Annotated in this window: 17 protein-coding genes; 8 read left to right on the plus strand and 9 right to left on the minus strand. The window is 41.1% G+C overall.

All coding sequences use genetic code 11. The features are described from left to right. Window positions 1–6 precede the first annotated feature (6 nt). A complete protein-coding gene (locus KQP93_RS05425; protein ID WP_217876261.1) occupies window positions 7–3,249 on the minus strand; it encodes an nSTAND1 domain-containing NTPase in 3,243 nt (1,080 codons plus the stop codon). Between the two features lie 400 nt (window positions 3,250–3,649). Between KQP93_RS05425 and KQP93_RS05430 the strand changes: the two genes are divergently transcribed. Together KQP93_RS05430 and KQP93_RS05435 are read left to right on the plus strand one after the other, a co-directional pair. Next, entirely contained in the window at window positions 3,650–4,078 is a 429-nt protein-coding gene (locus KQP93_RS05430) for a hypothetical protein (protein ID WP_217876263.1), read from the plus strand. Further along, complete coding sequence (locus KQP93_RS05435; protein WP_054551820.1) at window positions 4,075–4,266, plus strand: helix-turn-helix transcriptional regulator; 192 nt, start codon at window positions 4,075–4,077, stop codon at window positions 4,264–4,266. The genes KQP93_RS05430 and KQP93_RS05435 overlap by 4 nt, the downstream gene beginning before the upstream one ends. 96 nt (window positions 4,267–4,362) lie before the next feature. On the opposite strand, the gene KQP93_RS05440 is transcribed toward KQP93_RS05435, so the two are convergent. Then, a complete protein-coding gene (locus KQP93_RS05440) occupies window positions 4,363–5,553 on the minus strand; it encodes an MFS transporter (protein WP_217876265.1) in 1,191 nt (396 codons plus the stop codon). A gap of 267 nt (window positions 5,554–5,820) precedes the next feature. On the opposite strand from KQP93_RS05440, the gene KQP93_RS05445 reads away from it, so the two are divergent. Next, entirely contained in the window at window positions 5,821–6,672 is an 852-nt protein-coding gene (locus tag KQP93_RS05445) for a universal stress protein (protein WP_062565077.1), read from the plus strand. A gap of 104 nt (window positions 6,673–6,776) precedes the next feature. Next, complete coding sequence (locus tag KQP93_RS05450) at window positions 6,777–8,909, plus strand: TonB-dependent receptor (RefSeq protein WP_217876266.1); 2,133 nt, start codon at window positions 6,777–6,779, stop codon at window positions 8,907–8,909. A 1,082-nt stretch (window positions 8,910–9,991) separates the two neighbouring features. Here the strand turns inward: KQP93_RS05450 and KQP93_RS05455 are convergent. Further along, complete coding sequence (locus tag KQP93_RS05455; protein WP_217876270.1) at window positions 9,992–10,849, minus strand: AraC family transcriptional regulator; 858 nt, start codon at window positions 10,847–10,849, stop codon at window positions 9,992–9,994. A 1,352-nt stretch (window positions 10,850–12,201) separates the two neighbouring features. Then, the gene (locus KQP93_RS05460) at window positions 12,202–12,348 is read right to left on the minus strand and encodes a DUF2986 domain-containing protein (RefSeq protein WP_064971746.1); all 147 of its coding nucleotides are present in this window, start codon (window positions 12,346–12,348) and stop codon (window positions 12,202–12,204) included. A gap of 156 nt (window positions 12,349–12,504) precedes the next feature. Between KQP93_RS05460 and KQP93_RS05465 the strand changes: the two genes are divergently transcribed. Continuing rightward, the gene (locus KQP93_RS05465; RefSeq protein ID WP_217876271.1) at window positions 12,505–13,995 is read left to right on the plus strand and encodes a dipeptidase; all 1,491 of its coding nucleotides are present in this window, start codon (window positions 12,505–12,507) and stop codon (window positions 13,993–13,995) included. A 66-nt stretch (window positions 13,996–14,061) separates the two neighbouring features. Here KQP93_RS05465 and KQP93_RS05470 read toward each other — a convergent pair whose 3' ends face one another. From KQP93_RS05470 to KQP93_RS05485, 4 genes are all read right to left on the minus strand, one after another. Next, entirely contained in the window at window positions 14,062–14,853 is a 792-nt protein-coding gene (locus KQP93_RS05470) for a putative porin (RefSeq protein ID WP_217876272.1), read from the minus strand. A 126-nt stretch (window positions 14,854–14,979) separates the two neighbouring features. Then, on the minus strand, window positions 14,980–15,408 hold the full coding sequence (locus KQP93_RS05475; protein ID WP_217876273.1) for an OsmC family protein: 429 nt from the start codon (window positions 15,406–15,408) through the stop codon (window positions 14,980–14,982). Window positions 15,409–15,497: 89 nt separating this feature from the next. Beyond that, on the minus strand, window positions 15,498–15,650 hold the full coding sequence (locus KQP93_RS05480) for a DUF2256 domain-containing protein (protein ID WP_082401584.1): 153 nt from the start codon (window positions 15,648–15,650) through the stop codon (window positions 15,498–15,500). Beyond that, entirely contained in the window at window positions 15,640–17,136 is a 1,497-nt protein-coding gene (locus KQP93_RS05485) for a cryptochrome/deoxyribodipyrimidine photo-lyase family protein (RefSeq protein ID WP_217876274.1), read from the minus strand. The genes KQP93_RS05480 and KQP93_RS05485 overlap by 11 nt, the downstream gene beginning before the upstream one ends. Before the next feature lie 168 nt (window positions 17,137–17,304). On the opposite strand from KQP93_RS05485, the gene KQP93_RS05490 reads away from it, so the two are divergent. Together KQP93_RS05490 and KQP93_RS05495 are read left to right on the plus strand one after the other, a co-directional pair. Continuing rightward, on the plus strand, window positions 17,305–17,592 hold the full coding sequence (locus tag KQP93_RS05490; RefSeq protein ID WP_055021451.1) for an EF-hand domain-containing protein: 288 nt from the start codon (window positions 17,305–17,307) through the stop codon (window positions 17,590–17,592). After that, entirely contained in the window at window positions 17,589–18,056 is a 468-nt protein-coding gene (locus KQP93_RS05495) for a hypothetical protein (RefSeq protein ID WP_054561972.1), read from the plus strand. The genes KQP93_RS05490 and KQP93_RS05495 overlap by 4 nt, the downstream gene beginning before the upstream one ends. A gap of 54 nt (window positions 18,057–18,110) precedes the next feature. Here KQP93_RS05495 and KQP93_RS05500 read toward each other — a convergent pair whose 3' ends face one another. Continuing rightward, the gene (locus tag KQP93_RS05500) at window positions 18,111–18,710 is read right to left on the minus strand and encodes an FMN-dependent NADH-azoreductase (protein ID WP_217876275.1); all 600 of its coding nucleotides are present in this window, start codon (window positions 18,708–18,710) and stop codon (window positions 18,111–18,113) included. Between the two features lie 187 nt (window positions 18,711–18,897). On the opposite strand from KQP93_RS05500, the gene KQP93_RS05505 reads away from it, so the two are divergent. Beyond that, window positions 18,898–20,820, plus strand: coding sequence for a S9 family peptidase (locus KQP93_RS05505; protein WP_217876276.1), 1,923 nt, complete (start codon window positions 18,898–18,900; stop codon window positions 20,818–20,820). Window positions 20,821–21,048 lie beyond the last annotated feature (228 nt).

Genomic DNA, 21,048 nt, shown 5'->3' on the forward strand with positions numbered 1-21,048 from the left:
TTGCTTTTATAGTTGAAAATTAATTATTCCCAGTTTTTTTACCGGAACAATGGTTGCTTCTATTTCGTGTGATTTATTTAAACAGGTATATGCCTGAATTAATGGGAAAGTAAAATTTATACTTTTAGTTTTTTTACTTATTTTATTTAGAGTGGTTGCTGCATTTTCACATAAAGCATTCTTTTCTTGTTGTGATTTAGCTAAACGAGCTTTAATTAACAAGATTCTTGTATGAAGTCGTACATTTTCTATATCAAGCGCGCTGGGTAGTATATTATTTTCATCCAAGCTTTTTAGAATCACTAATGCCCTATTTATATTTTTTCTATTAATTAAATATTCTATTAAGCTGGTTTTTATACTGATAATTTGACTGTTCGATGACTTGTTAGTATCTAAAAACTCTATTATTTCACTAACTCTATTATCTATATTAGGGTTATCAGAGAGAGAAAGTTGATAAGCTAGAAACTGATAGTATGTTCTTTCAATAGTTTTATTTTGAACATCTTGTAATCTTGCTTTGTTAATCGTTTCTGTTGCTTGCTTTGCTTTTTCGTAAGATTTTGATTTATCAGGGAAGTAACTTAGTAAGTAGCTTTGCTGGATATGTTTATATGCTAAGGATGTTAATACACTTGCATCGGCCGGATACTTAGTTAACATTTTATTTGTTTCATTTTCTGCATGTTCAAAAATCTTGAGAGCTTCATTGAAATGCCCTAAGTTTTCTTCTGTAGTTGCAATCCAACTGATGGTATCTGTCTTATCGCGTAATAAATTTTTGTTATTAGGTTTAAGCACAAGGGCTTGGTTTTTAAGTTTTAAAGACTCAGTAAAGCTTTGTTTTGCGAGCGCGTAATTAAACTGCTTTAAATACAATGAACCCAGTGAATTGTGCGAGTAAGATAGCTCCATAATCGAATTAAAGTCATTAGGGGCAAGCTGATACATTTTTTCGCTGTATTCTTGATACCGTTTAAACCAAGGTTCGGTCGCATAGTAGTCGCTGTTGTCATAATGTAATTGGCCAAGCCAAAATGCATTAGCCCCTGCGAGCATTAAAACATCAAGGTTGTTGGGTTGAATTTTTAGTAATGATTCTAGGCGCGTTCGCGCATTTTCAAAGGCGGTGAAGGCTTCGTCGGTTTTGCCGCGAGAGTAGGCGACTTCGCCCATGGCCTCTAAGGTTTGAGCGTATTGAAAACGGTTATTAAACTCGGCTTGTTTATCGCTAAAGTCAAACAACGAGGCTGCTTCTTCGTCTTGGTTGGAAAAATACTCAAGGGCTTTGTTGCTAATACCATCCAGTAAATCCATGCGCTTAACGCTTCTGAGTTTATCGGCAAATTCACCAACCATAAAGCCCAATAAACTTTCAGCCTCTTGGCGTTTTTGTTTTGCTACTTGCTCTGCATGGTAGCTACGCACGCTCATAAATGTAGCAATAAAGGTTAAGCACACAAGTGTTGCAGCCGTTATTTGTAACATGCGTTTTTTACGTTTGGCTTTATTGTTAGAAGCTTTAATTAACGCTTGTTCGTCGCTCGATAAGCTAAACATAGGGTTTTTAACTAGGCTTTGTGCTTCTTGCAGCGGTTTGCCTTGGGCTAATAAAAAGTCGCTGTGTTTATGTTCAAGCAGCCAGCGCTCGGTGGCTAGTTGCACACGACTTTGAATTGCTAAGCTTTGTTGGTGTTCTTGCACCCAATCTATGGCGCGTTGCCAATGGCGCAGCAGCGGTTCGTGGGCAAGGCTAAAGCAGGCTTGCTCATTTTTAAGGTGCGACACAAACAAGCGGCTATCGACCATAGCCTGAACAAGCTTGGTTGCAGCAGGGCTGGTTAATTCGCTCCAATGTGCTGCACGACTAGTGAGCGTTTCGCCATCTGGGTTTAAGGTGATCAGCTTAGAAAGAACTGCAGCAAGTTCAGTTTGTTGGTCTTTGGGTAATTGGCAAAATACCTGTTCGGCTTTTTGGCCGATGGCTCCTTCGATAGTGCCAAGGGCTTGGTATTCAGAAAACAATAATTCGTTGTCTGGGCTTCGCTGCAAGTAAAGCTGCTGCAAGGTGTATTGCAGCATTGGCAATGCATCAGGGTTATTGGCAGTATCGTTACAAAGTTGTTCATCAAGCGGTGTGTGATGCTCTGGGTGATGTTGCCAACTTAAGCCTGCTGCAAGTGCTGGCAAACGGATCATTTGCTTAAGCTCAGAGCGAGTTGGCGCTAATAAATCAAAGTGTGCGCCATTGGCTTTACCTGCCATTAAACTTGGTTGACTCACTACTTGCGGGTAAAAGTCATTACGACAGGCACTAAAAATGATCATGCAGCCACTTGTTGCTAAGCGCTCAATAAGAGCTAACAGCTGGTTGCGCTCGTCATCGCTAAATAGCGGCGATGACAATAGTACTTCGAGCCGGTCGATAAATAAAAATAAATAGGGCGTAGTGTGCTCTGCATTTAGCATTGCAAGTGCTGCTTTACAGCGGGAAATAACCTGTTCTGGATCTGTTAATAACAATTCAGCCAACGCATCGGCGCTTATATCGCTAAGTACAGGTGCGTCGTTTATTTCTAAATCGAGCAAGGTTGAGGCTAAATCAAGCAGTAAGCGCTCTTTGCTGACATCGGCAAAGTCGAGTTGGCAGTAACTGTGTACTCTAATGCCATCGTAGCCATTACTCGACATTAAAGCGGGCAATACACCTGCGTTAACTAACGACGATTTACCTGAACCACTGGCGCCTAAAATTAAGCAAAAGGCGCGACCAAACTCAATTTGAGCCGACACTCGCTGTAGCAAAGTGGCAATTTGTTTGTTACGACCAAAAAATACATCGGCTTGCTCTGGTGCAAACGCACTTAAGCCAACAAAGGGCGAATCACCTTGCCAACTGGTTTGGCTGGCTTTTTGTTCTTCGTTGAGTGGAAAGTTGATTTCGGCAATAACCCGATAACCACGTTTACGAATGGTTTCTATGTAATGCGGATCGCTTGCTTTATCGTCAAAGGCTTTACGTAATTGGGTGATCACTTTATGTAGGGGGTTGTCACCCAGCGCTACATTTGGCCAGCAATGGCTGATAATTTCTTCACTTGTTAGTAGCTCACCTTGTTTTTCGCAAAGCAGCAGTAATACATCCATCGCCTTGGGTTCAAGATGCTTTGTTTGTTCACCGCGCCTGATTGAATTAGTGGCCGGAGTAACTTGCCATTCGCCAACGAAAAACAGTGCCGTATTCATAGTGTTTTCTTCATTGTTATTGTTAGAAACGCAGTCCGATTGGACCCGTTTTTATAAGATCATACCAACTTGCAATAATACTTAATCATTTTGAGGGATTAAACCTGTCGCTAACTGCGTTAAAAATTTTTCATTTATAACAACTAAACAACGAAATTTTTGCCTTGTTTTCAACGAGGTTTTATTGCCTCAAAATAGCTCACTTAATTAAGCAAATTGGTATTACGTGATACTCTGATTAATACAATATTATGAGATTAACAGCAAGCGCCTTGCCTTTTCTGACATTAAAAAATCATATTGATGTCGTGTATATAAAACTTTTTGTAAAGTTTATTTGACTTTTTGTGTTGCTAGGTTAATCTTTAGTCAAGTTTACTTTACTTTTAAGGTGAGAATAATGAATCAAACAGGATTAACCTTTAAACAACGTAATAAGCAGAACACGCTAAACCTCGCTAAATGGACATCAGCATGGGTGATTACTTTAGCAATTGCCTCATTTGGGCCGCATTTTTTATGGCAAGAGCAGGCTGTTTTTAGTGTTGTAGCAATCTTAATTAATGTTGTAGTTGGTATCATGATGATTTTATCGAACAAACGACAACTACAAGGGATGGATGAGCTGCAGCAGCGTATGCACCTTAATGCAATGGCGATTACCTTGGGTGCAAGCTTGGTATTTGGTTTAGCTTACTCGGTGGTGCAATCAAGCGGTTTAATTAGTTTTAAAGAAGATATATCGCACCTCGTAATCTTTATGAGCTTAACCTATTTAGTGAGTCTTTTAATTATGAATAAGCAGTTAAACGACGAGGGCGAAGAATGAAAAACCGCTTGAAAGTGCTCCGTGCTGAGCACAACTATACCCAAGCGAAACTCGCAGAGCTTTTGGATGTGTCTAGGCAAACCATTAATGCGATTGAAAAAGGTAAATTTGACCCAAGTTTGCCATTAGCATTTAAAGCCGCGCGTTTATTTAACCTGAGTATCGAAGAGATATTTCAGGATGAATAAGTTTGATAGCGTAGGAGGCGTTTTAACGCCGAATGTTAAATCATTCTGGTTAAACGCCTTTTTGCTACGCGATATAAAATCGCTGCTACATTTTTGCTAACTTTCGACTCGTAGTTTTTTCATCTGCATTGCACTTAACGACCACATTAAAAAGCCACCTAAGAATAGTGCCGCCGAAACATAGCCTGTTTGACTAGGGAGTGCACCTTCGGCAATAGCCATGCCGCCAAGCCAAGGGCCAATCGCATTGGCTGTATTAAACGCACACTGTACTAGCGCACCAATCATGGCATGCCCTTGTGGTGACACATCCATTAATAAAGATTGGATCACGGTACCTAAACCAACACTAAAACCAATAAAGAAAATCACCGCGTATAACAGCCAAATATTATGGCTTGCGCTTACATAACTGGCTGCAAATACCACAGCAGCAATCAGCGCTGCGCCTGTGGTTTTCAGCGGTGAGTGGTCGGCGGCTTTACCTAATACATAGTTACCTAAAGTACAGCCAATACCGAACATGATCATAGCAATAGAGATAGTGTAAGCAGGGGTATGGGTGACTTCTAAAATAGTGTCGGCAATGTAAGTGTAAACACAAAATACACCACCAAAACCAATAATGATGATACCTAGAATGGTCCATACGAGCTTGTTCTTTAATACACTTAACTCATCGAGAATCGATGTTGGCGCGGTATTTTTTACGTTAGGTACGTATTTCACAATCAATACCAAGGCAACTAACGCAAGTACAGCGGTACCTGCCAAACAATAACGCCAGCTAAAGTTTTGCCCCACTAGGGTGACCATGGGCACACCAACGATAGTAGCAATGGTTAAACCCATAAATACTTTTGACATAAAGCTTGCGCGTTTATCGGCAGGGGCAATGTCGGCAGCCAATAAAATAGCAGCGGCGAAGTAGGCACCGTGTGGTAAACCACTTAAAAATCGAAATAAAATAAGTTGCTCAAGTGAGTTTGCAAAAGCACTTAAGCCATTGAATAAAAACATCATGCTGACAAACATCAACAGTGCATTGCGCTTACGCATGTTGGCGGTTGTGATCATAAATAGCGGCGCACCGACGACTACGCCTATCGCGTAAGCACTGATGGCATAACCACTTTGCGCTGGCGTAGACGAAAATGTTTCGCTGATCAGGGGCAACATTGGCATCATAGAAAACTCTGATAGGCCTAAAATGAATGTGCCTAAAGCCAATACTATCAGAATGGTAAACGTGCTTGCGTTGCCTTGGGAGTTGGCTACGTTAGTCATGTAATTCCTTTAAAATAAATTTAAAAACAAAATAGATTTTTGATAATTGAAAATGCCAGTAACAAATACTTTGTTCTGGACTAGAGATGTGTGCCCAGCGCTATTGTAATACAAATTGACGGGGTTGATACAGTACTTTTTGGAACGTTCTATATTTGTTTGCTATAAGAAAATAACCTGAACTTCTTAAGTCTTTGCTGTTCAAAATAAATACAGATAAAAAGCCAACTATACTTGGTTAACTAAATTGGTTTAAAGGAGAGCGCAATGAAGAAGATATTTGCTTGTATCGACGGTTCATGCATGACCGATGCGGTGACAGAAGCGGCTATTTGGATATCTAAGCGCTCCAGCCATCCAATTAATTTTCTGCATGCATTAGAGCCACCTTTGCCGCAGGGCAGTGATGATTTAACCGCAATTATTGGTTTAGGCTCGCAAACCTCATTGTTAGAGCAATTGGCAAAACTTGAACAAGAACGCAACAAAGTAGCGTCGCAGCATGGTCAATTATTGCTAGATGAAGCAATGAAAAAAGCCGAGCATGCAGGCCTAACCGAGATTGAGCAACAGCAACTTTCAATGAGTCTTGTTGATGCCTTACTTGAACATGAAGACAATGCCCGTGTGATGATTATTGGCCGCTCTGGTAAAGGCCATTACGATGATTTTAAAGTACTGGGCTCGCATATTGAAACGCTGATCCGTCAGGTGCATACCCCGGTTGCGATTGTGCCGCCGCAATTTCATGAGCCTACAAATTTTATGCTGGCTTATGATGGCAGCGAAAGTACCGACAAAGCGATTACACAAATTATCAATGGCGGGATTTTATCCGGCTTAGATTGCCACTTGGTGATGGTTGATAAACAAGACGGTCACTGCCAAGACAAACTTGATACTGCCTCAGCAAGGCTGGCAGAAAATGGCTTTAATGTGAGAGCGCGCATGCTCGATGGCGATGTTTACCAAGCGCTGTGGCGATATAAAAGTGACCACGCCGTTGACTTAATGGTGATGGGCGCATTTGGTCACTCTAAATGGCGGCAGTTCTTTTTAGGCAGCACGACCTTAAAAATGCTTGAAGATAGCCGTATTCCTTTAGTGGTGTTGCGCTAAGTTATTTACCTGTGACAGGGTGCGACAATATGTCACGTGTTCAGACTAATTAATGAGTTTTATAATCGGCGTCATTAATTATTTGCTTTGAATTTAAAAGAGTTATGAACACGCAATCTTCTCGCCCTGGTTTTTTATTTTCTAAAATTGCTGCAGCACTCAGCTGTGTTTTAAGTATTTCGGCCTTTGCTGATGATTCTATTGAAGTGATAGAAGTACAAGGTCATGCCCAAAATAACCATCAATTAGTTGGCTCTGCAGACGCGTTACTAAAAGATTTAGGTGTTGATTTTTCAGCAGCCGGAGGGGTGTCTAACTTGCCGGTGATGAACGGCATGATGGGCGATAGAGTTAAAGTTTTAGTCGATGGTGCTGATGTCACAGCAGCGTGTGCTAACCAAATGAACCCGCCACTCTCTTATGTGTCGGCAAACCAAATTGCCTCTTACAGTGTCGTTGCTGGTGTATCACCGGTAAGCAGTGGCGGTGATAATATTGCCGGTGTTATTAGAGTTAATACGATTGCCCCTGAATTTAGTGATTCAGACTCAGTGAACTGGCGCGCAGGCTATGTTACCGCTCAGTACAAAAGCGTTAACGATAGTCAAGCATACGCGCTAGGTGCCAGCCTTGCGAGCAAACAGTTTAGCTTGTCTTACCAAGGCAGCTTTGAAGATGCGAACAGCTATGATGATGGGCATGGTGAGCGTGTACTAGATACCTTATATCGAGTACAAAATCATGCGTTAACGGGCGCTATTCGTGATGAGAAACAACAACTTGTAGTTAAGCTGACACATCAAAAGATTCCTTACCAAGGCTTTGCAAATCAATACATGGATATGACCGATAACACCAGCTATGGTTTTGTTGCTCAGTATCAACGTGAGCTTGAAAATGGTGATTTGCAGGTGCAAGTGAATGCGCATGATGTAAAACACGAAATGGGTTTTTTCAGTAATGAGAAAACCGGCATGATGCCAATGAATACCGATGCACAAGATTACAGTTATCAAGTTCATTGGCGCACTGATTTATCAAAACAGTCATCATTAATGCTAGGGCAAGAATATTACGGTTATCGAATAGATGATTGGTGGCCAGCGGTTGCAGGGTCAATGATGATGGGCCCAAATGAATACGTAAATATTAACGATGGCAAACGTGACCGTCTTGCGGCATTTGCTGAGTACCAAAACCAAGTAAACAAAGCATGGTGGGTGTCGGCAGGTGTTCGTGTTGAGCAAGTCACCACAGATACTGGCGAAGTGCAGGCTTATAACGAAGGTGGCATGAGCGGTATGGCTAATATGGGCTCAATGATGGATATGTCAAAAACCGACGCCCAAGCTGCGATGGAATTTAACCAATTAGACCGTAAACGTGACGACACCTTAGTTGATATTAGTTTACTAGCTCGCTATCAATTATCGAACAACGATGAGCTACAATTTGGTTTAGCTCGTAAAAACCGTGCTCCTAATTTATATGAGCGTTATAGCTGGGGTGTAGGTACGATGGCAACCACCATGATTGGTTGGTTTGGCGATGGTAATGGTTATATTGGTAACCCAGATTTAGAAGCCGAAACAGCTCATACGTTGAGCTCTAGCTACACCAAACTTGCCAAAGACGATAGCTGGCAAGTAACGGCAAATGTTTGGTACACGCAAGTAAATGATTATATTGATGCTGAAGTGACTAAAAGCTTTAATCGCACTGACATGGCGCATACCAAGCGTAATATTCTTACTTTTACGAACCTAGATGCGACACTTTACGGTGCAAAACTGGCGGGCCTGGTAGAGCTTTACAACACAAAGCAAGCAGGAAAGTGGCAGTTAAAAGGCTCACTAACCAGTACTCATGGCGAGCGTGATGATAGCAATGAAGACTTATATCAAATTATGCCACTGCACACTGAGCTGAGCCTAGAGCACGAATACAAAGGCTGGCAAAACGCACTGAGCTGGCAGTGGGTTGATAGTAAAACCCATGTTGATGAGCGCCGTTTAGAAAACCAAACCGACAGCTATCAGCTATTGGCTATCTCAAGTCAGAAAACGTGGCAAAATTTAACCTTTAAGTTAGCAATTACCAACTTACTTGATGAATACTACCAACAGCCACTTGGCGGTGTAAGCATTGCTAATTACAAGCAAGATATGAGCAATGGTTTTGAGCAACTTGCCGGACAAGGCCGCTCGTATAATGCCAGTGTGAGTTATAGGTTTTAGAGAAAGCTATCAGCTTTCAGCTGTCAGTTTGAAGCTGAACGGTGTTGCTTACAGGCCTTTATCAAAGGCCTAGCTCGTAGGAGGTACTTTAGTGCCGAAAATATCTTCACAAAGAAAATGACGAGCCGTCAGCTTTCAGATTAAAAACCAGAGTTTCTAGTTACGAGAGTAAAGTTAGCGAGCCTGATCACGTGCCTGATACAAATGTGAATTGAGCTGTCGTAGGCGTGAAATTTATTTCGCGGTAAAACAAATTGCACAAAGAGAACAGAATGAGAAGACAATGAGGGAAAACAATAGATTACTTATTGTATTCTCTAAAGCGCAGCGTCTCTTATCCTCTTTGTGAGTTAAAGATCTTTTTTCTAACCACAGAGGACACAGAGAGCACAGAGGAAGATAAGGAGAGACCATAATCTCTTTGTTAATATTATTTTCTCTGTGCAGCGCGAAGCGCCTCGGTGTTCTCTGTGGTTCAAATTGTCTTTTAACAAAGAGAAAAGAATGAGAAGACAATGAGGTAACCTTAGAAGTTAGTTTAGTCCTTTCCTCTAAAGCGCAGCGTCTCTTATCCTCTTTGTGAGTTAAAGATCTTTTTTCTAACCACAGAGGACACAGAGAGCACAGAGGAAGATAAGGAGAGACCATAATCTCTTTGTTAATATTATTTTCTCTGTGCAGCGCGAAGCGCCTCGGTGTTCTCTGTGGTTCAAATTGTCTTTTAACAAAGAGAAAAGAATGAGAAAACAATGAGGGAAAACAATAGATTACTTGTTGTATTCTCTTAAGCGCAGCGCCTCTTATCCTCTTTGTGAGTTAAAGATCTTTTTTCTAACCACAGAGGACACAGAGAGCGCAGAGGAAGAGACCATAAACTCTTTGTTAGTATTATTTTCTCTGTGCAGCGCGAAGCGCCTCGGTGTACTCTGTGGTTCAAATTGTCTTTTTCAAAATGTTTTCTCTAAAGCGAAGCGTCTCTTATCCTCTTTGTGAAAAAAATGTCTTTGACGTAGGCGTGAAATTTATTTTGCGTATTGCGCGATATAAAATCGCGCCTACAATCTTTGCCTCGAAACTCGCAATCATTTTATCGGCAAATATATATCCGTTTGCAGATCACATTCGTCAACTTCATGGATGAGGTTGAGGTAATGAAAGAAGCAAGGGAAGTCTCTGACTTCTTCGCCGCTTTGCACCAGCCATTCACGGTATAAGTAGTAAACTGTATCGCTAATGGTGTCATGAGAGCCATTGTGCCGAACTACGGCGCAGCGTCCTGCTGGAATTTCACCATTTCGCACACCTTGCGGGTTTTCAGTAATCGGTGAGGTGATACTGCCTGCAAAGTCAAAACGAAATGCATGGTCTTCAGTGGTGGCCGGATCGCTATACGGGATCCCATATGTGTTACTGGTTTTAACAGGTGAGAAGCCTGATTCTTTGCGCCACTCAATAAATTGTGCAGCGGTATTCATCAGGGTATTAGCAGCGCCTTGGTGGGTTAATAAAGCCACCGGCTGTGCTTTAAAATCAACAATGTTTACATTCATAGGGCAAACCTTTTTGTCAGGTAATGAAAATTCAAACTGTGAGTGCCAATTAGGCCAGTTTGGTTTGCTTCTGAATTCGCTAGGCGACTGCGTAAAGGTGCGCTTAAAAGCACGGCTAAATGCTTCTGGGCTATCAAATTGCGCTTCTAATGCAACATCAATAATTTTAAGTTGATGTTCAAATGCAAGTCGAAATGAGGCACGCTTTAAGCGCGCAAGCTGCGCATATTTGGTAACGCTTAGGCCAACTCCAGCGACAAATAAACGATGAAAATGATATTTCGAACAACATGCCACCTCACTGAGTGTCTCCAGTGATAAAGGTTCATCAAGATGCTGGCTAATGTAGTCACAGACTAACTGAATGCGTTGTTGTTGCTTCGTTTTCATGGTTACTCGTTAATGCTTTTCAGAAGTGGGGCCAGTTTGCCATGGCCTCTAAGCCGTTACCTGATTGAAATTGCGCATTTTGCTTAACATTCACGAATTGTAGCAGCTGCTTTTAAGTCAGAGAAAGCGTTCGAAGTTTCTAGAAAAAATCAGTTTGGGATAGTTAAGTAAATACTTTTTGTTTTCCTCTAAAGCGAAGCGCCTCTTATCCTCTTTGTGCAGATACATGTCTTTGATGACTGCGTGAAATTTATTACGCGTTAAAACAAATTGCACAAAGAGAACATAATGAGAAGACAATAAGGGAAAACAATAGATTACTTGTTGTATTCTCTTAAGCGCAGCGCCTCTTATTCTCTTTGTGAAAATAAATGTCTCTGTCGTAAGCGTGAAATTTATTTCGCGTTAAAACAAATTGCACAAAGAGAAAAGAATGAGAAGACAATGAGGGAAAACAATAGATTACTTATTGTATTCTCTAAAGCGCAGCGTCTCTTATCCTCTTTGTGAGTTAAAGATCTTTTTTCTAACCACAGAGGACACAGAGAGCACAGAGGAAGATAAGGAGAGACCATAATCTCTTTGTTAATATTATTTTCTCTGTGCAGCGCGAAGCGCCTCGGTGTTCTCTGTGGTTCAAATTGTCTTTTAACAAAGAGGAAAGAATGAGAAGACAATGAGGGAAAACAATAGATTACTTGTTGTTTTCTCTAAATCCGCAGCGTCTCTTACCCTCATTGTGAGTTAAAGATCTTTTTTCTAACCACAGAGGACACAGAGAGCACAGAGGAAGAGAAGGAGAGACCATAATCTCTTTGTAAATATTATTTTCTCTGTGCAGCGCGAAGCGCCTCGGTGTACTCTGTGGTTCAAACTGTCTTTTACATAAAGAGAATAGAATGAGAAGAAAGTGATGAAAAACAATAGATTACTTTTTATTTTCTCTAAAGCGCAGCGCCTCTTACCCTCATTGTGAGTTAAAGATCTTTTTTCTAACCACAGAGGACACAGAGGACACAGAGGACACAGAGAGCGCAGAGGAAGAGACCATAAACTCTTTGTTAGTATTATTTTCTCTGTGCAGCGCGAAGCGCCTCGGTGTACTCTGTGGTTCAAATTGTCTTTTTCAAAATGTTTTCTCTAAAGCGAAGCGTCTCTTATCCTCTTTGTGAAAATAAATGTCTTTGACGTAGGCGTGAAATTTATTTTGCGCGAGGGTGTTTGTTTTGTGGTGGCGTTTGAGACGCGCCAAGCAAGCTTGACGCCTACAGCTGGCAGCGGCGTGAAATTTCTTTTGCGTGTTGCGCGATATAAAATCGCGCCTGCAATCTTACCGCTGACCGCTAGGTATTTTAACTTTCCTGCTCAGCTTCTTGCTGTGCTAGTTTTTCGCGTTCTGCCTTTGAGATGTAGGCCGGTTTATTGCTTTTATGCAATTTTGCATTGGCACGCTTATCTTTTTGCTTAAGTTTAGTGAAGATCTTTTTTCTGCGGTTCATGAGTCTAACAAACGAATTAATAGGGTGAGTGGCTATTGTACCTTGTTGGTATTTTTAAGCGATCTATTTTGCTTAAATTAGAGATGTTATGTCGGCGTTATAAGCGTTACAATCAAGGCGACTCTCTAAAAACCTTCTTAAACTCTGGAGCTTATCTTGAAACATTCATTACTTGCTGCATTTTTATTAACTGCTTTCTCTAGTCAGGCAGCTGTGTCTGAGCAAAGTGAAAAGCTGGCTAACTACGCGGTAGAGCAATATCAACAAGCGCAAATTCATACCTTAGAGAATTTAGTTTCGTATCCAACGGTAAATAAAGAAGGTCTAGCGACTCCTGATAACCCAGATTTCATTGGCTTTAAGTCGTTCTTAAAAATGAAAGCGGCTCAGTTTGGTTTTGATTATCAAGATTTAGGCTACACAGTATTAATTGGCATGGGGAACCAAGCTGACAAAGTAACCATAGTAACCCATGGTGATGTGCAACCTGCAGATGCCAGTAAATGGCAGCAAAGTCCATTTAAAATGGATAAAACCTCTGAGCCAGGAAAGCTAATTGCACGTGGTACAGAAGATGATAAAGGCGCAATTGCGACTGCACTGCATGCAATGAAGGCGATTAAAGACAAGGGTATTACATTAAATAACCGTATTGAATTAATGGTTTACCTTGCAGAAGAGTCTGACTGGGCACCACTCGAAGAGTTCATGAAAACCTATCAGCAACCAAAATACGCTGTCACTATTGATGCTTCATACCCTGTGGTTGTTGCAGAAAAAGGCTGGAGCTTAATTGCCCCGACTTTCTCTGCGACCTCAGCACAAACAGGCTTATATGTTAGTGACTTAAAAGGCGGCGCCTTTGTTAGCCAAATCCCTGAAGATGCCAGCGTGTTAGTACATAATGCTGATGCGGCGACAGTGGCTAAATTACACGACAATGTCGCTAAGCTTAAAAACGTCAAAGTGGCGATGACAGAGCAAGACAATGGCTTGTTAGTCCAAGTGAAGGGGATTTCAGCGCATTCATCTGAACCAGAAGCGGGTGAAAATGCCATCGCGCATCTTGCAGAAATCTTTAAAGGTATTGATCTTGAGAACAATAGTGATGGTCAAGCAATTGAGTTTATCAATCAGCTAATTGGTCTTGATTTATACGGCGCACAATTCGGTGAAATTGGTTACAAGCATGACTTTATGGGCCCGATGACTGTTTCGCCAACCTTATTAAGCCGTGACGGTAACGACATTAAATTGTCGATTAATATGCGTCGTCCGGTAGGTAAACAAGAAGCGGTGCTTAAGCAGCAAATTAATGAAGCGCTTAGCGCTTGGCAAACCACTAATGGTGTTACGTTAAAAGACACTAAAGTGGTGATTGGTACGCCAATGCTGTTAGATGGTGCGCCTCATGCAGAGGCGTTACTCGATATCTTTAAGCACTTTACTGGCGATAAAGACGCGGGCTTTGTGTCAATTGGTGGTGGCACAAATGCTAAGTTATTTGATAATGCGGTGTCATTCGGCCCATCAATGCCAGGTAAAAAGTACACAGGCCACTCAGAGCATGAGTTTATTACTGAAGAGCAGTTAGCACTGAATTTAAAAATGTACACTGCAATGATGATTAAGCTAGGTAATATGTAATTCTATAAACTGAAAACGCCACTTTATAGTGGCGTTTTTTGTTTAAAGCTGTTGGCTCATTTCAGTTTAAAACTGGGCAACAAACTTAAGGTTGTAAAGTTCAGCAGAGCCGCTTTCAGTGTAATTAGCGGTTAAATAGTATTTATCATTAATAAAGTACTTACCTTGTAAAACGAGTTCAGAATCATCCAAACCTGCGCCTATGGCATAGTGTTCGCCGAAGTAGTAGTTGATCATGGCATTACTTGCTGAATTATTAAGACTGTCTTGGTGGCCAACATCAACAGTAATGTAATGGCTGCCGCTTAAATGATTAAAGTATCTAGCAGAGACATTCCAAACGTCAAGTTCATCATCTGTTTCTGCGCTAAAACCAAGGTAATCCTTATCGTTGATTTGGAGGTTATACTGGGCTTTTAAGCGGAAATAATCATCACCATATTCACGCACATCCCTATTTACAGAGACTTTTATGGCATCGGCAAATAAGTAGCCTATTCCTAGGGTATAGTCATCAGCATCATCAACATCGTAAATTTCACCTGTAACAAACCAGTTTTTATAATACCCTTCACCAAACATGCCGAGATAATCAGTGTAATCGCTATTAAAGTAATTCACTCGAATGTTTGAATCTGTATCTAGGTAGCCATAATCATCAAGTACCCCAGAGCTTTGCTGCTCCTCAAAGTAGTAATGACTCACTAATTGGTAAGCATTAAAACTATATCTGTGATTCTCTATGTGCGTATAGTCGATACTATTGAACCATTGTTTACTCACCAGTTGTTCTGTTGCGATTGAGCAGCTTGAATAAGCAAGTGTTGCCAGAGCAATAGGGGCTAGTTGTTTAAACATACATATCCTTGTTGTATTTGGTTTTGTTTCATAAAGATAATACAACAAGCTGGTATATACATTGTAATAAAGTGTTGTGGGTCTGTTAGAATATGAAGAGGCCAAGCAGCGCTTGGCCTACAGAGATTAATTGAGCGTTGTGGTGAGTGATATTTCGGCATTCATCAGTTTAGAAATAGGGCAGCCTTGCTTAGTTTGCTCACAAAGTTGCTCAAATTTTTCGCTCGAAATTTCAGTTATTTTTGCACTAACATCAAGTGCAATGTGGCTCACTTCGAAGCCGTCATCAACTTCATCAAGGTTCACTGTTGCTTTGGTCGTTATGTCGTCAGCGACAAAGCCTGCTTCAGTTAGTGCAAGCGATAGCGCCATGCTAAAACAGCTACTGTGTGCCGCTGCAACCAGCTCTTCAGGGTTAGTGCCCGGCTTATCTTCAAAGCGAGTGTTAAAGCCAAATGGCTGTTTCTCAAGCGCGCCACTTTGACTAGAAATATAGCCTTTGCCAGATTTAATATCACCAGACCAACTCGTATGTGCAGATTTTTTAATCGTCATCGTCATCTCCTTTGTAAATTTTTTCGACAACCGTGAAAGGCTTTCAGGGTTTTGTGCCGAAAACTGTGAGTTAACGATATAAGTGCAACTTAAACGCCAATATTTCTTTTCGCTTCGCGCTTGCAACGCTCTGAGCAGTACTTTACATGCTCCCAGTCACGTTGCCATTTTTTACGCCACATAAATGGCCTGTCGCAAACGGGGCAGGTTTTGCTGGGTAAATTAAGTTTTTTATGAGCCATGGCGTTGTCTTTTAAGGCTTATCACATGCTTATTCAGTACGGCTTTTGTGCCACGTTTTACATCATCACGTTCTCGAAATGACCATAATCGCTCACGTGCCTGCTTTGCTGCGTGTTCTATATCGACCATGGGCTCAGGGTAGTCTTCGCTAAGTTTAAAGTTATTAAACAAGGCCTCCATTGGCGGCTGTTGCCATGGCTGGTGGAGATCTTCGATGGGTAGGCTTTTAAGTTCAGGGCACCATGTTTTTATAAATATACCATCTGAGTCTTTATCTTCAGATTGCTTTATTGGGTTATACAAACGAATCGTGTTGGTTCCTGTGACAGATGCTTGCATTTGGATTTGTGGGTAGTGAATACCCGGCTCAAAATCTAAAAAATAACGCGATAAAATAAAGCTGACGGATTGCCAATGAATGTTCATATGATGAGTCATAAAACTGACTAACATAGCGCGCATTCGAAAGTTAATGTAACCCGTTGCTGCTAGGCAGCGCATGCACGCATCAATAATGGGAATACCTGTTTGACCTTGCTCAAAGCGCTTTAGGTGCTCAGCAACATGTTCATCATTACGATAAGGGTAGTGCTTATAGCCCGCATTTTGTGGTGCAAACTCCATGCTGCATTGAGTTTCGAATTTTTGCATAAAATGGCAATGCCAATGTAATCGTGACTCAAATGCATGCAATGAACGTCGCCAACTTTTAGGTTGTTTTGGTAGATAGTATCTTAATGTTTGATAAACCTGCCTTAGGCTTAAATTTCCCCACGCTAAATATGGAGAGAGCCTTGAGCATGAGTCTCTGCTTTTTGATGGGCTTGAAATACCGCTTTGGTAGTTTTTCGCACGTTCTTCTATAAAGCTCTGAAGGCAAGCTCTGGCTGCATGAGGGCCGCCATATTGAAACTGCGGGTCGTGCTTAAGAAAATCATCAACACAGGTTGCTGCTTGGTAATTATGAGGCTGCACTGCATTAAAGGCTTGCCAATTTGGCGTTACAAGACGTTGGTTCATCACACCATGCCAATGTGTTTGCCAATCAAACTGTTTTGGTCGCGCTCGTTTTACACCTCCAAGTGGCGTTTCGTGCCATGGAATTGCTTTGTTGTTTAGCCAGCGTTTGACCTGTTTATCTCGCTCAAAGGTATTGTAAAGACCTATTTCTTCATGACTATAAACCCCTGCAATATCAAAATCTTCACTAAGGGTTTCTAACAAGGTAATCATTTCTAAATTATAAATGGCGATTCCAGCGTTATATTTTTCGAGCTGTTGGTTGATGTCTTTAAGTGACTGAGCAACAAAACGCCAGTGCCTAAAGCTGTAATGGGGGTCTTCGAGTACCAGTGGCTCAAAGTTGTAAATAAGTAAGCAAGGCAGCTCTGATGCAATTGCACTGGCAAGTGGCTGATGATCAGATAGTCGTAGGTCACGTTTAAACCAAACAAGATTTACTTTTTGTTTTTTTGAGCCTGCCATAAACGTGGAGTTGAAAATTGCTTTGATGATTATACGTAGCAAGTCACAACTTAGATTAATTACTAAAGCAATCCACAAAGTTTCCACATTTGTAGCATATTGCCCACACACTTTTGGATGGTATTCAGATTATGCTTACGGTCAATTGAATGACATAAGAGGCTCGCTATGAAGCAATTATCTGCACTTTCTGTTTTAGCTATTTCGTTGTTAGCCACAGCGCCCGCTTGCTTTGCTCGCGACCATCAAGGCGGTCCACCCCAGCGACCTGACTTTGCATCGATTGATATTGATGGCAATGGGGCGATTGATTTTACTGAGTTTAGTGAACAGCCTATGCCTGAAGATATGCTGCAAACCATTTTTAATGACATGGATGCTGATCAAAATGGTGAAGTAACTGAAGACGAGTTCAACAACCATAAACCACCAAAACGTAAGGAAAATCAACGATGATCAACAGTGTTTCATCGGGTGCGAATTTTCAGCCCATGCAACGACCTCAAGCAGAGCCGTTGACCAGTGAACAAACAGAGTTAATGAATGAGACCTTAGCTCAGTTTGATCCTGAAAACTTAACTGCAGAAGATGCACAATCTATTATGCAAACATTTATGGATGCGGGTATTCAACCGGGTCAAGAAATGGAAGCAATTATGGCTGAAGCTGGCTTTGATGCCGCTGAAGTCGGTGAATTAGGTCGTCCTGAAGGTGAGCGTCCGCCTGGTCCGCCACCACCGCCGCCAAGTGGTAATTCACTTGAGCAGGTTGATAGCGAAGAAGTTGTCAGTTATTTAGATGAGTTGTTAGCGCAATATTCTGATCAACTGGGAGAAGAAGATAAAGAAGCGATTCTAGCCTCTGTGCAAGAAAAGTTTGGTTTATCTGAAGGTGATTCGCTGTTATCGGTCACAGCGTAAATCACAAAGCGGTCATGATGACCGCTTTTTTATATTTAACTTATTAGTCACTTATTAAAGTGCTGCAGCAAAAGCATTGATTTCGTTTTGTGCTGTTTCTAAGCTTTGCTCCGCGCCCGGCATCGCAAGGCCCTCTGCATAAATAAAGTTAACGTCAGTCATACCCACAAAACCAAGTACACCTTTTAAGTATGTAGTTTGGGTATCCGTGTCGGTGCCTTGATATACACCACCACGCGCAGCAAGTATCACTACTTTTTTGTCTTTAATTAAACCTACAGCGCCTTGCTCTGTGTATTTAAATGTAATACCAGCACGAGCAATACGATCAATCCAAGCTTTAAATGTTGATGGAATACCAAAGTTGTACATTGGCATACCAATAACAATCAGGTCGTTATCGTTAAGTTCAGCAATTAAATCGTCAGAAATTGCAGCAAGTGCTTTTTGCTCATCGCTGCGTTCGTTTGCATCAGTCATCCAAGCAGCCATTTCTGTCTGCGTTAAGTGAGCAATCGCATTGTCGCTTAAATCGCGAGTTGTTACTGAAATTTGTTGGTTGTTAGCAAGCTGCTCAACAAATTGTTGGCTAAGTTTGGTTGAATTACCTTGTTCACCATTTAAAGATGAATTTAACACAAGTACTTTTTTCATCATGTCACCTAAGAAAACTGAAGTTGTGCAGCCATTATAATTAGCAAAAAATAAATTAATAATGCTATTAATCGAGTGTTATGTTCGCTTTAAACGAATATGATAGGTACCTAGATTTGCCTGCTGTTCTTCCTTTTTAATTTAATGTTATTATTGTAGGAACAATAAAAATGAAATGGACTTTATTATGAAGTACTTACTGCTTACTCTTTTTGCAGTGCTGAGCTTAATGCCCCGTGCTGCTGAAAACACGCAACTCCCTGTTGAATCATTTGCCTCTTTACGCGCTTTTAGCCAAGTAAAATTTTCGCCTAGTGGCGAATATATATCGTTTATTCGAAATGTGAATGGTGAGTTGGTTTTAATGGTTTATAACCGTAAAACTAAAGAAGCCGATTCTATTATTCGCTCAGATAATCACACTATTTTCTTCGATTGGTATGAGTGGGCTAATGATGAAGTACTGCTTCTAGGTGCGCGCTACATTCAACGTCAATTTGGCGGCCCTAAATATACCTCTACGCGTTTATATGCATACAACATAAATGGTGATGGTAAGGCAAAACTAGCTATAAAGCCTAACTTTAATCGTGATGAACGCCAACCGCAATTTGGTGATCAGGTCATCAGCTTTTTAACCGATAAAAAAGATAAAATCTTAGTTCAAGGTGACTTTGATGTTGCCAATGCCCCTGGCGTGTATGAACTTGATTTAAGTACACTTCGTAAGAAAAAAATTCAGCGCTCACGTAGTAAAGTTATTGATTGGACAGCAGATCGCCAAGGTAATGTGCGTATTGCCCTAAAAATGGATGAAGACGAATTTGAATATATTCTTTATGACGAAGATCGAGATAACCGTAAAACGTTATTCAAATATAAAGCATTTAGCCCTGATGTAGTGACTGTTTTGGGCTTCGATAAAGACCCTAATATTCTTTACTTCAAAGCTCTTAAAGATGGCTATGATGCGCTTTATAAAATGGACCTAACGACCATGAAAAAAGAGTTAGTGTTCAGCGATGATAACTATGACTTCGATGGTCATATATTCTATTCATCTCTTACAGGTGAAGTAGCAGGGTTTACGCACTCTCAATTAGATGAGGGGATCCGTTACTGGGATGAGGATTTAAATAAGCTCTATACAGGTTTGCGCGCTGTTTTACCTAAAGATAAATTTGATATTGATATTATTGATACCAGTAAAGAACAGCGTCAATATGTGGTTTACGTTTCAGGTGAGCAAATCCCTGGTACCTATATGTTGGGTGACCGGGATTCTAACGAATTAACTGCATTTGCCTCGGCATTTCCAGATGTTGATGAAACTGTTTTCAGCGGTAAAAAGAAAATTAGTTATAAAGCCCGTGATGGCTTAACTATTGAAGGGTATTTAACTCTACCTGTGGGTTACAAAGAAGGTGATAAGTTACCAACTATAGTGTTCCCTCATGGCGGGCCAATGGCTCGTGATTACGCTGGCTTTGACTATTGGACTGCGTTACTTGCTTATAATGGTTATGCAGTACTGCAACCAAACTTCCGTGGTTCAAGTGGCTATGGGCATGAATTTGAGATGGCTGCAGTTCAAGGCTTTGGTAAAGAAATGCAAGATGATTTGCAAGATGCGGCGAATTGGCTTGTTGAAGAAGGTATCGCTAATAAAGATAAAATTTGTATTGGCGGGGCAAGTTATGGTGGCTATGCCGCATTAATGGCAGTGGTTAAACACCCTGAAACATTCAAATGTGCAGCAAGTTTTGCTGGCGTTACTGATCTTGAGCGCATTGTTAGTAAGGCGCGTTATTTTACTAATAAAGAAATTGTGCGTAAGCAGTTTGGGACTGATGGCGACAAACTAGAAAAAGTGTCGCCTGTTAATTTTGCAAAGCAAATTAATCGTCCGGTGCTATTGGTTCATGGCTCTGATGATAACGTGGTGCCTGTTTATCACAGCCGTGAAATGGATGATGAACTTAAAGACGAAGGCAAAGATGTTACTTACATTGAGCTCAAAGACGGCGACCATTACTTATCGCACCAGCCATATAGAATTAAAACGTTGAAAGCGTTTTTAGAGTTCTTTGATAAGAACTTGAAAAACTAGGGCGTGTTGGCCTTTGTGGATTGAAATTTGTTCACTCTAGGTGCGATTTAATCGCGGCGCGAGATTTGTAACCTAGTGGGCTAAGTAAAAATCGAGCAACAAAGAGTTAATCGCCCCTAGAAAGAACCCGAAGGGCAGCGCGTGTTTGGCATTAATGCTGCATTATCGCCTATTTATGTGGAACAACCACACTACATAGGCTCTGCCTTGCCTAAATACCAAACACAC

The organism is Pseudoalteromonas shioyasakiensis (assembly GCF_019134595.1).
GTDB lineage: Bacteria > Pseudomonadota > Gammaproteobacteria > Enterobacterales > Alteromonadaceae > Pseudoalteromonas > Pseudoalteromonas shioyasakiensis_A.

Bases quoted from the DNA above. Each gene is read 5' to 3' on its own strand.
- KQP93_RS05425 (WP_217876261.1), bottom strand. From the start codon at position 3,249: ATGAATACGGCACTGTTTTTCGTTGGCGAATGGCAAGTTACTCCGGCC.
- KQP93_RS05430 (WP_217876263.1), top strand. From the start codon at position 3,650: ATGAATCAAACAGGATTAACCTTTAAACAACGTAATAAGCAGAACACG.
- KQP93_RS05435 (WP_054551820.1), top strand. From the start codon at position 4,075: ATGAAAAACCGCTTGAAAGTGCTCCGTGCTGAGCACAACTATACCCAA.
- KQP93_RS05440 (WP_217876265.1), bottom strand. From the start codon at position 5,553: ATGACTAACGTAGCCAACTCCCAAGGCAACGCAAGCACGTTTACCATT.
- KQP93_RS05445 (WP_062565077.1), top strand. From the start codon at position 5,821: ATGAAGAAGATATTTGCTTGTATCGACGGTTCATGCATGACCGATGCG.
- KQP93_RS05450 (WP_217876266.1), top strand. From the start codon at position 6,777: ATGAACACGCAATCTTCTCGCCCTGGTTTTTTATTTTCTAAAATTGCT.
- KQP93_RS05455 (WP_217876270.1), bottom strand. From the start codon at position 10,849: ATGAAAACGAAGCAACAACAACGCATTCAGTTAGTCTGTGACTACATT.
- KQP93_RS05460 (WP_064971746.1), bottom strand. From the start codon at position 12,348: ATGAACCGCAGAAAAAAGATCTTCACTAAACTTAAGCAAAAAGATAAG.
- KQP93_RS05470 (WP_217876272.1), bottom strand. From the start codon at position 14,853: ATGTTTAAACAACTAGCCCCTATTGCTCTGGCAACACTTGCTTATTCA.
- KQP93_RS05475 (WP_217876273.1), bottom strand. From the start codon at position 15,408: ATGACGATTAAAAAATCTGCACATACGAGTTGGTCTGGTGATATTAAA.
- KQP93_RS05480 (WP_082401584.1), bottom strand. From the start codon at position 15,650: ATGGCTCATAAAAAACTTAATTTACCCAGCAAAACCTGCCCCGTTTGC.
- KQP93_RS05485 (WP_217876274.1), bottom strand. From the start codon at position 17,136: ATGGCAGGCTCAAAAAAACAAAAAGTAAATCTTGTTTGGTTTAAACGT.
- KQP93_RS05490 (WP_055021451.1), top strand. From the start codon at position 17,305: ATGAAGCAATTATCTGCACTTTCTGTTTTAGCTATTTCGTTGTTAGCC.
- KQP93_RS05495 (WP_054561972.1), top strand. From the start codon at position 17,589: ATGATCAACAGTGTTTCATCGGGTGCGAATTTTCAGCCCATGCAACGA.
- KQP93_RS05500 (WP_217876275.1), bottom strand. From the start codon at position 18,710: ATGAAAAAAGTACTTGTGTTAAATTCATCTTTAAATGGTGAACAAGGT.
- KQP93_RS05505 (WP_217876276.1), top strand. From the start codon at position 18,898: ATGAAGTACTTACTGCTTACTCTTTTTGCAGTGCTGAGCTTAATGCCC.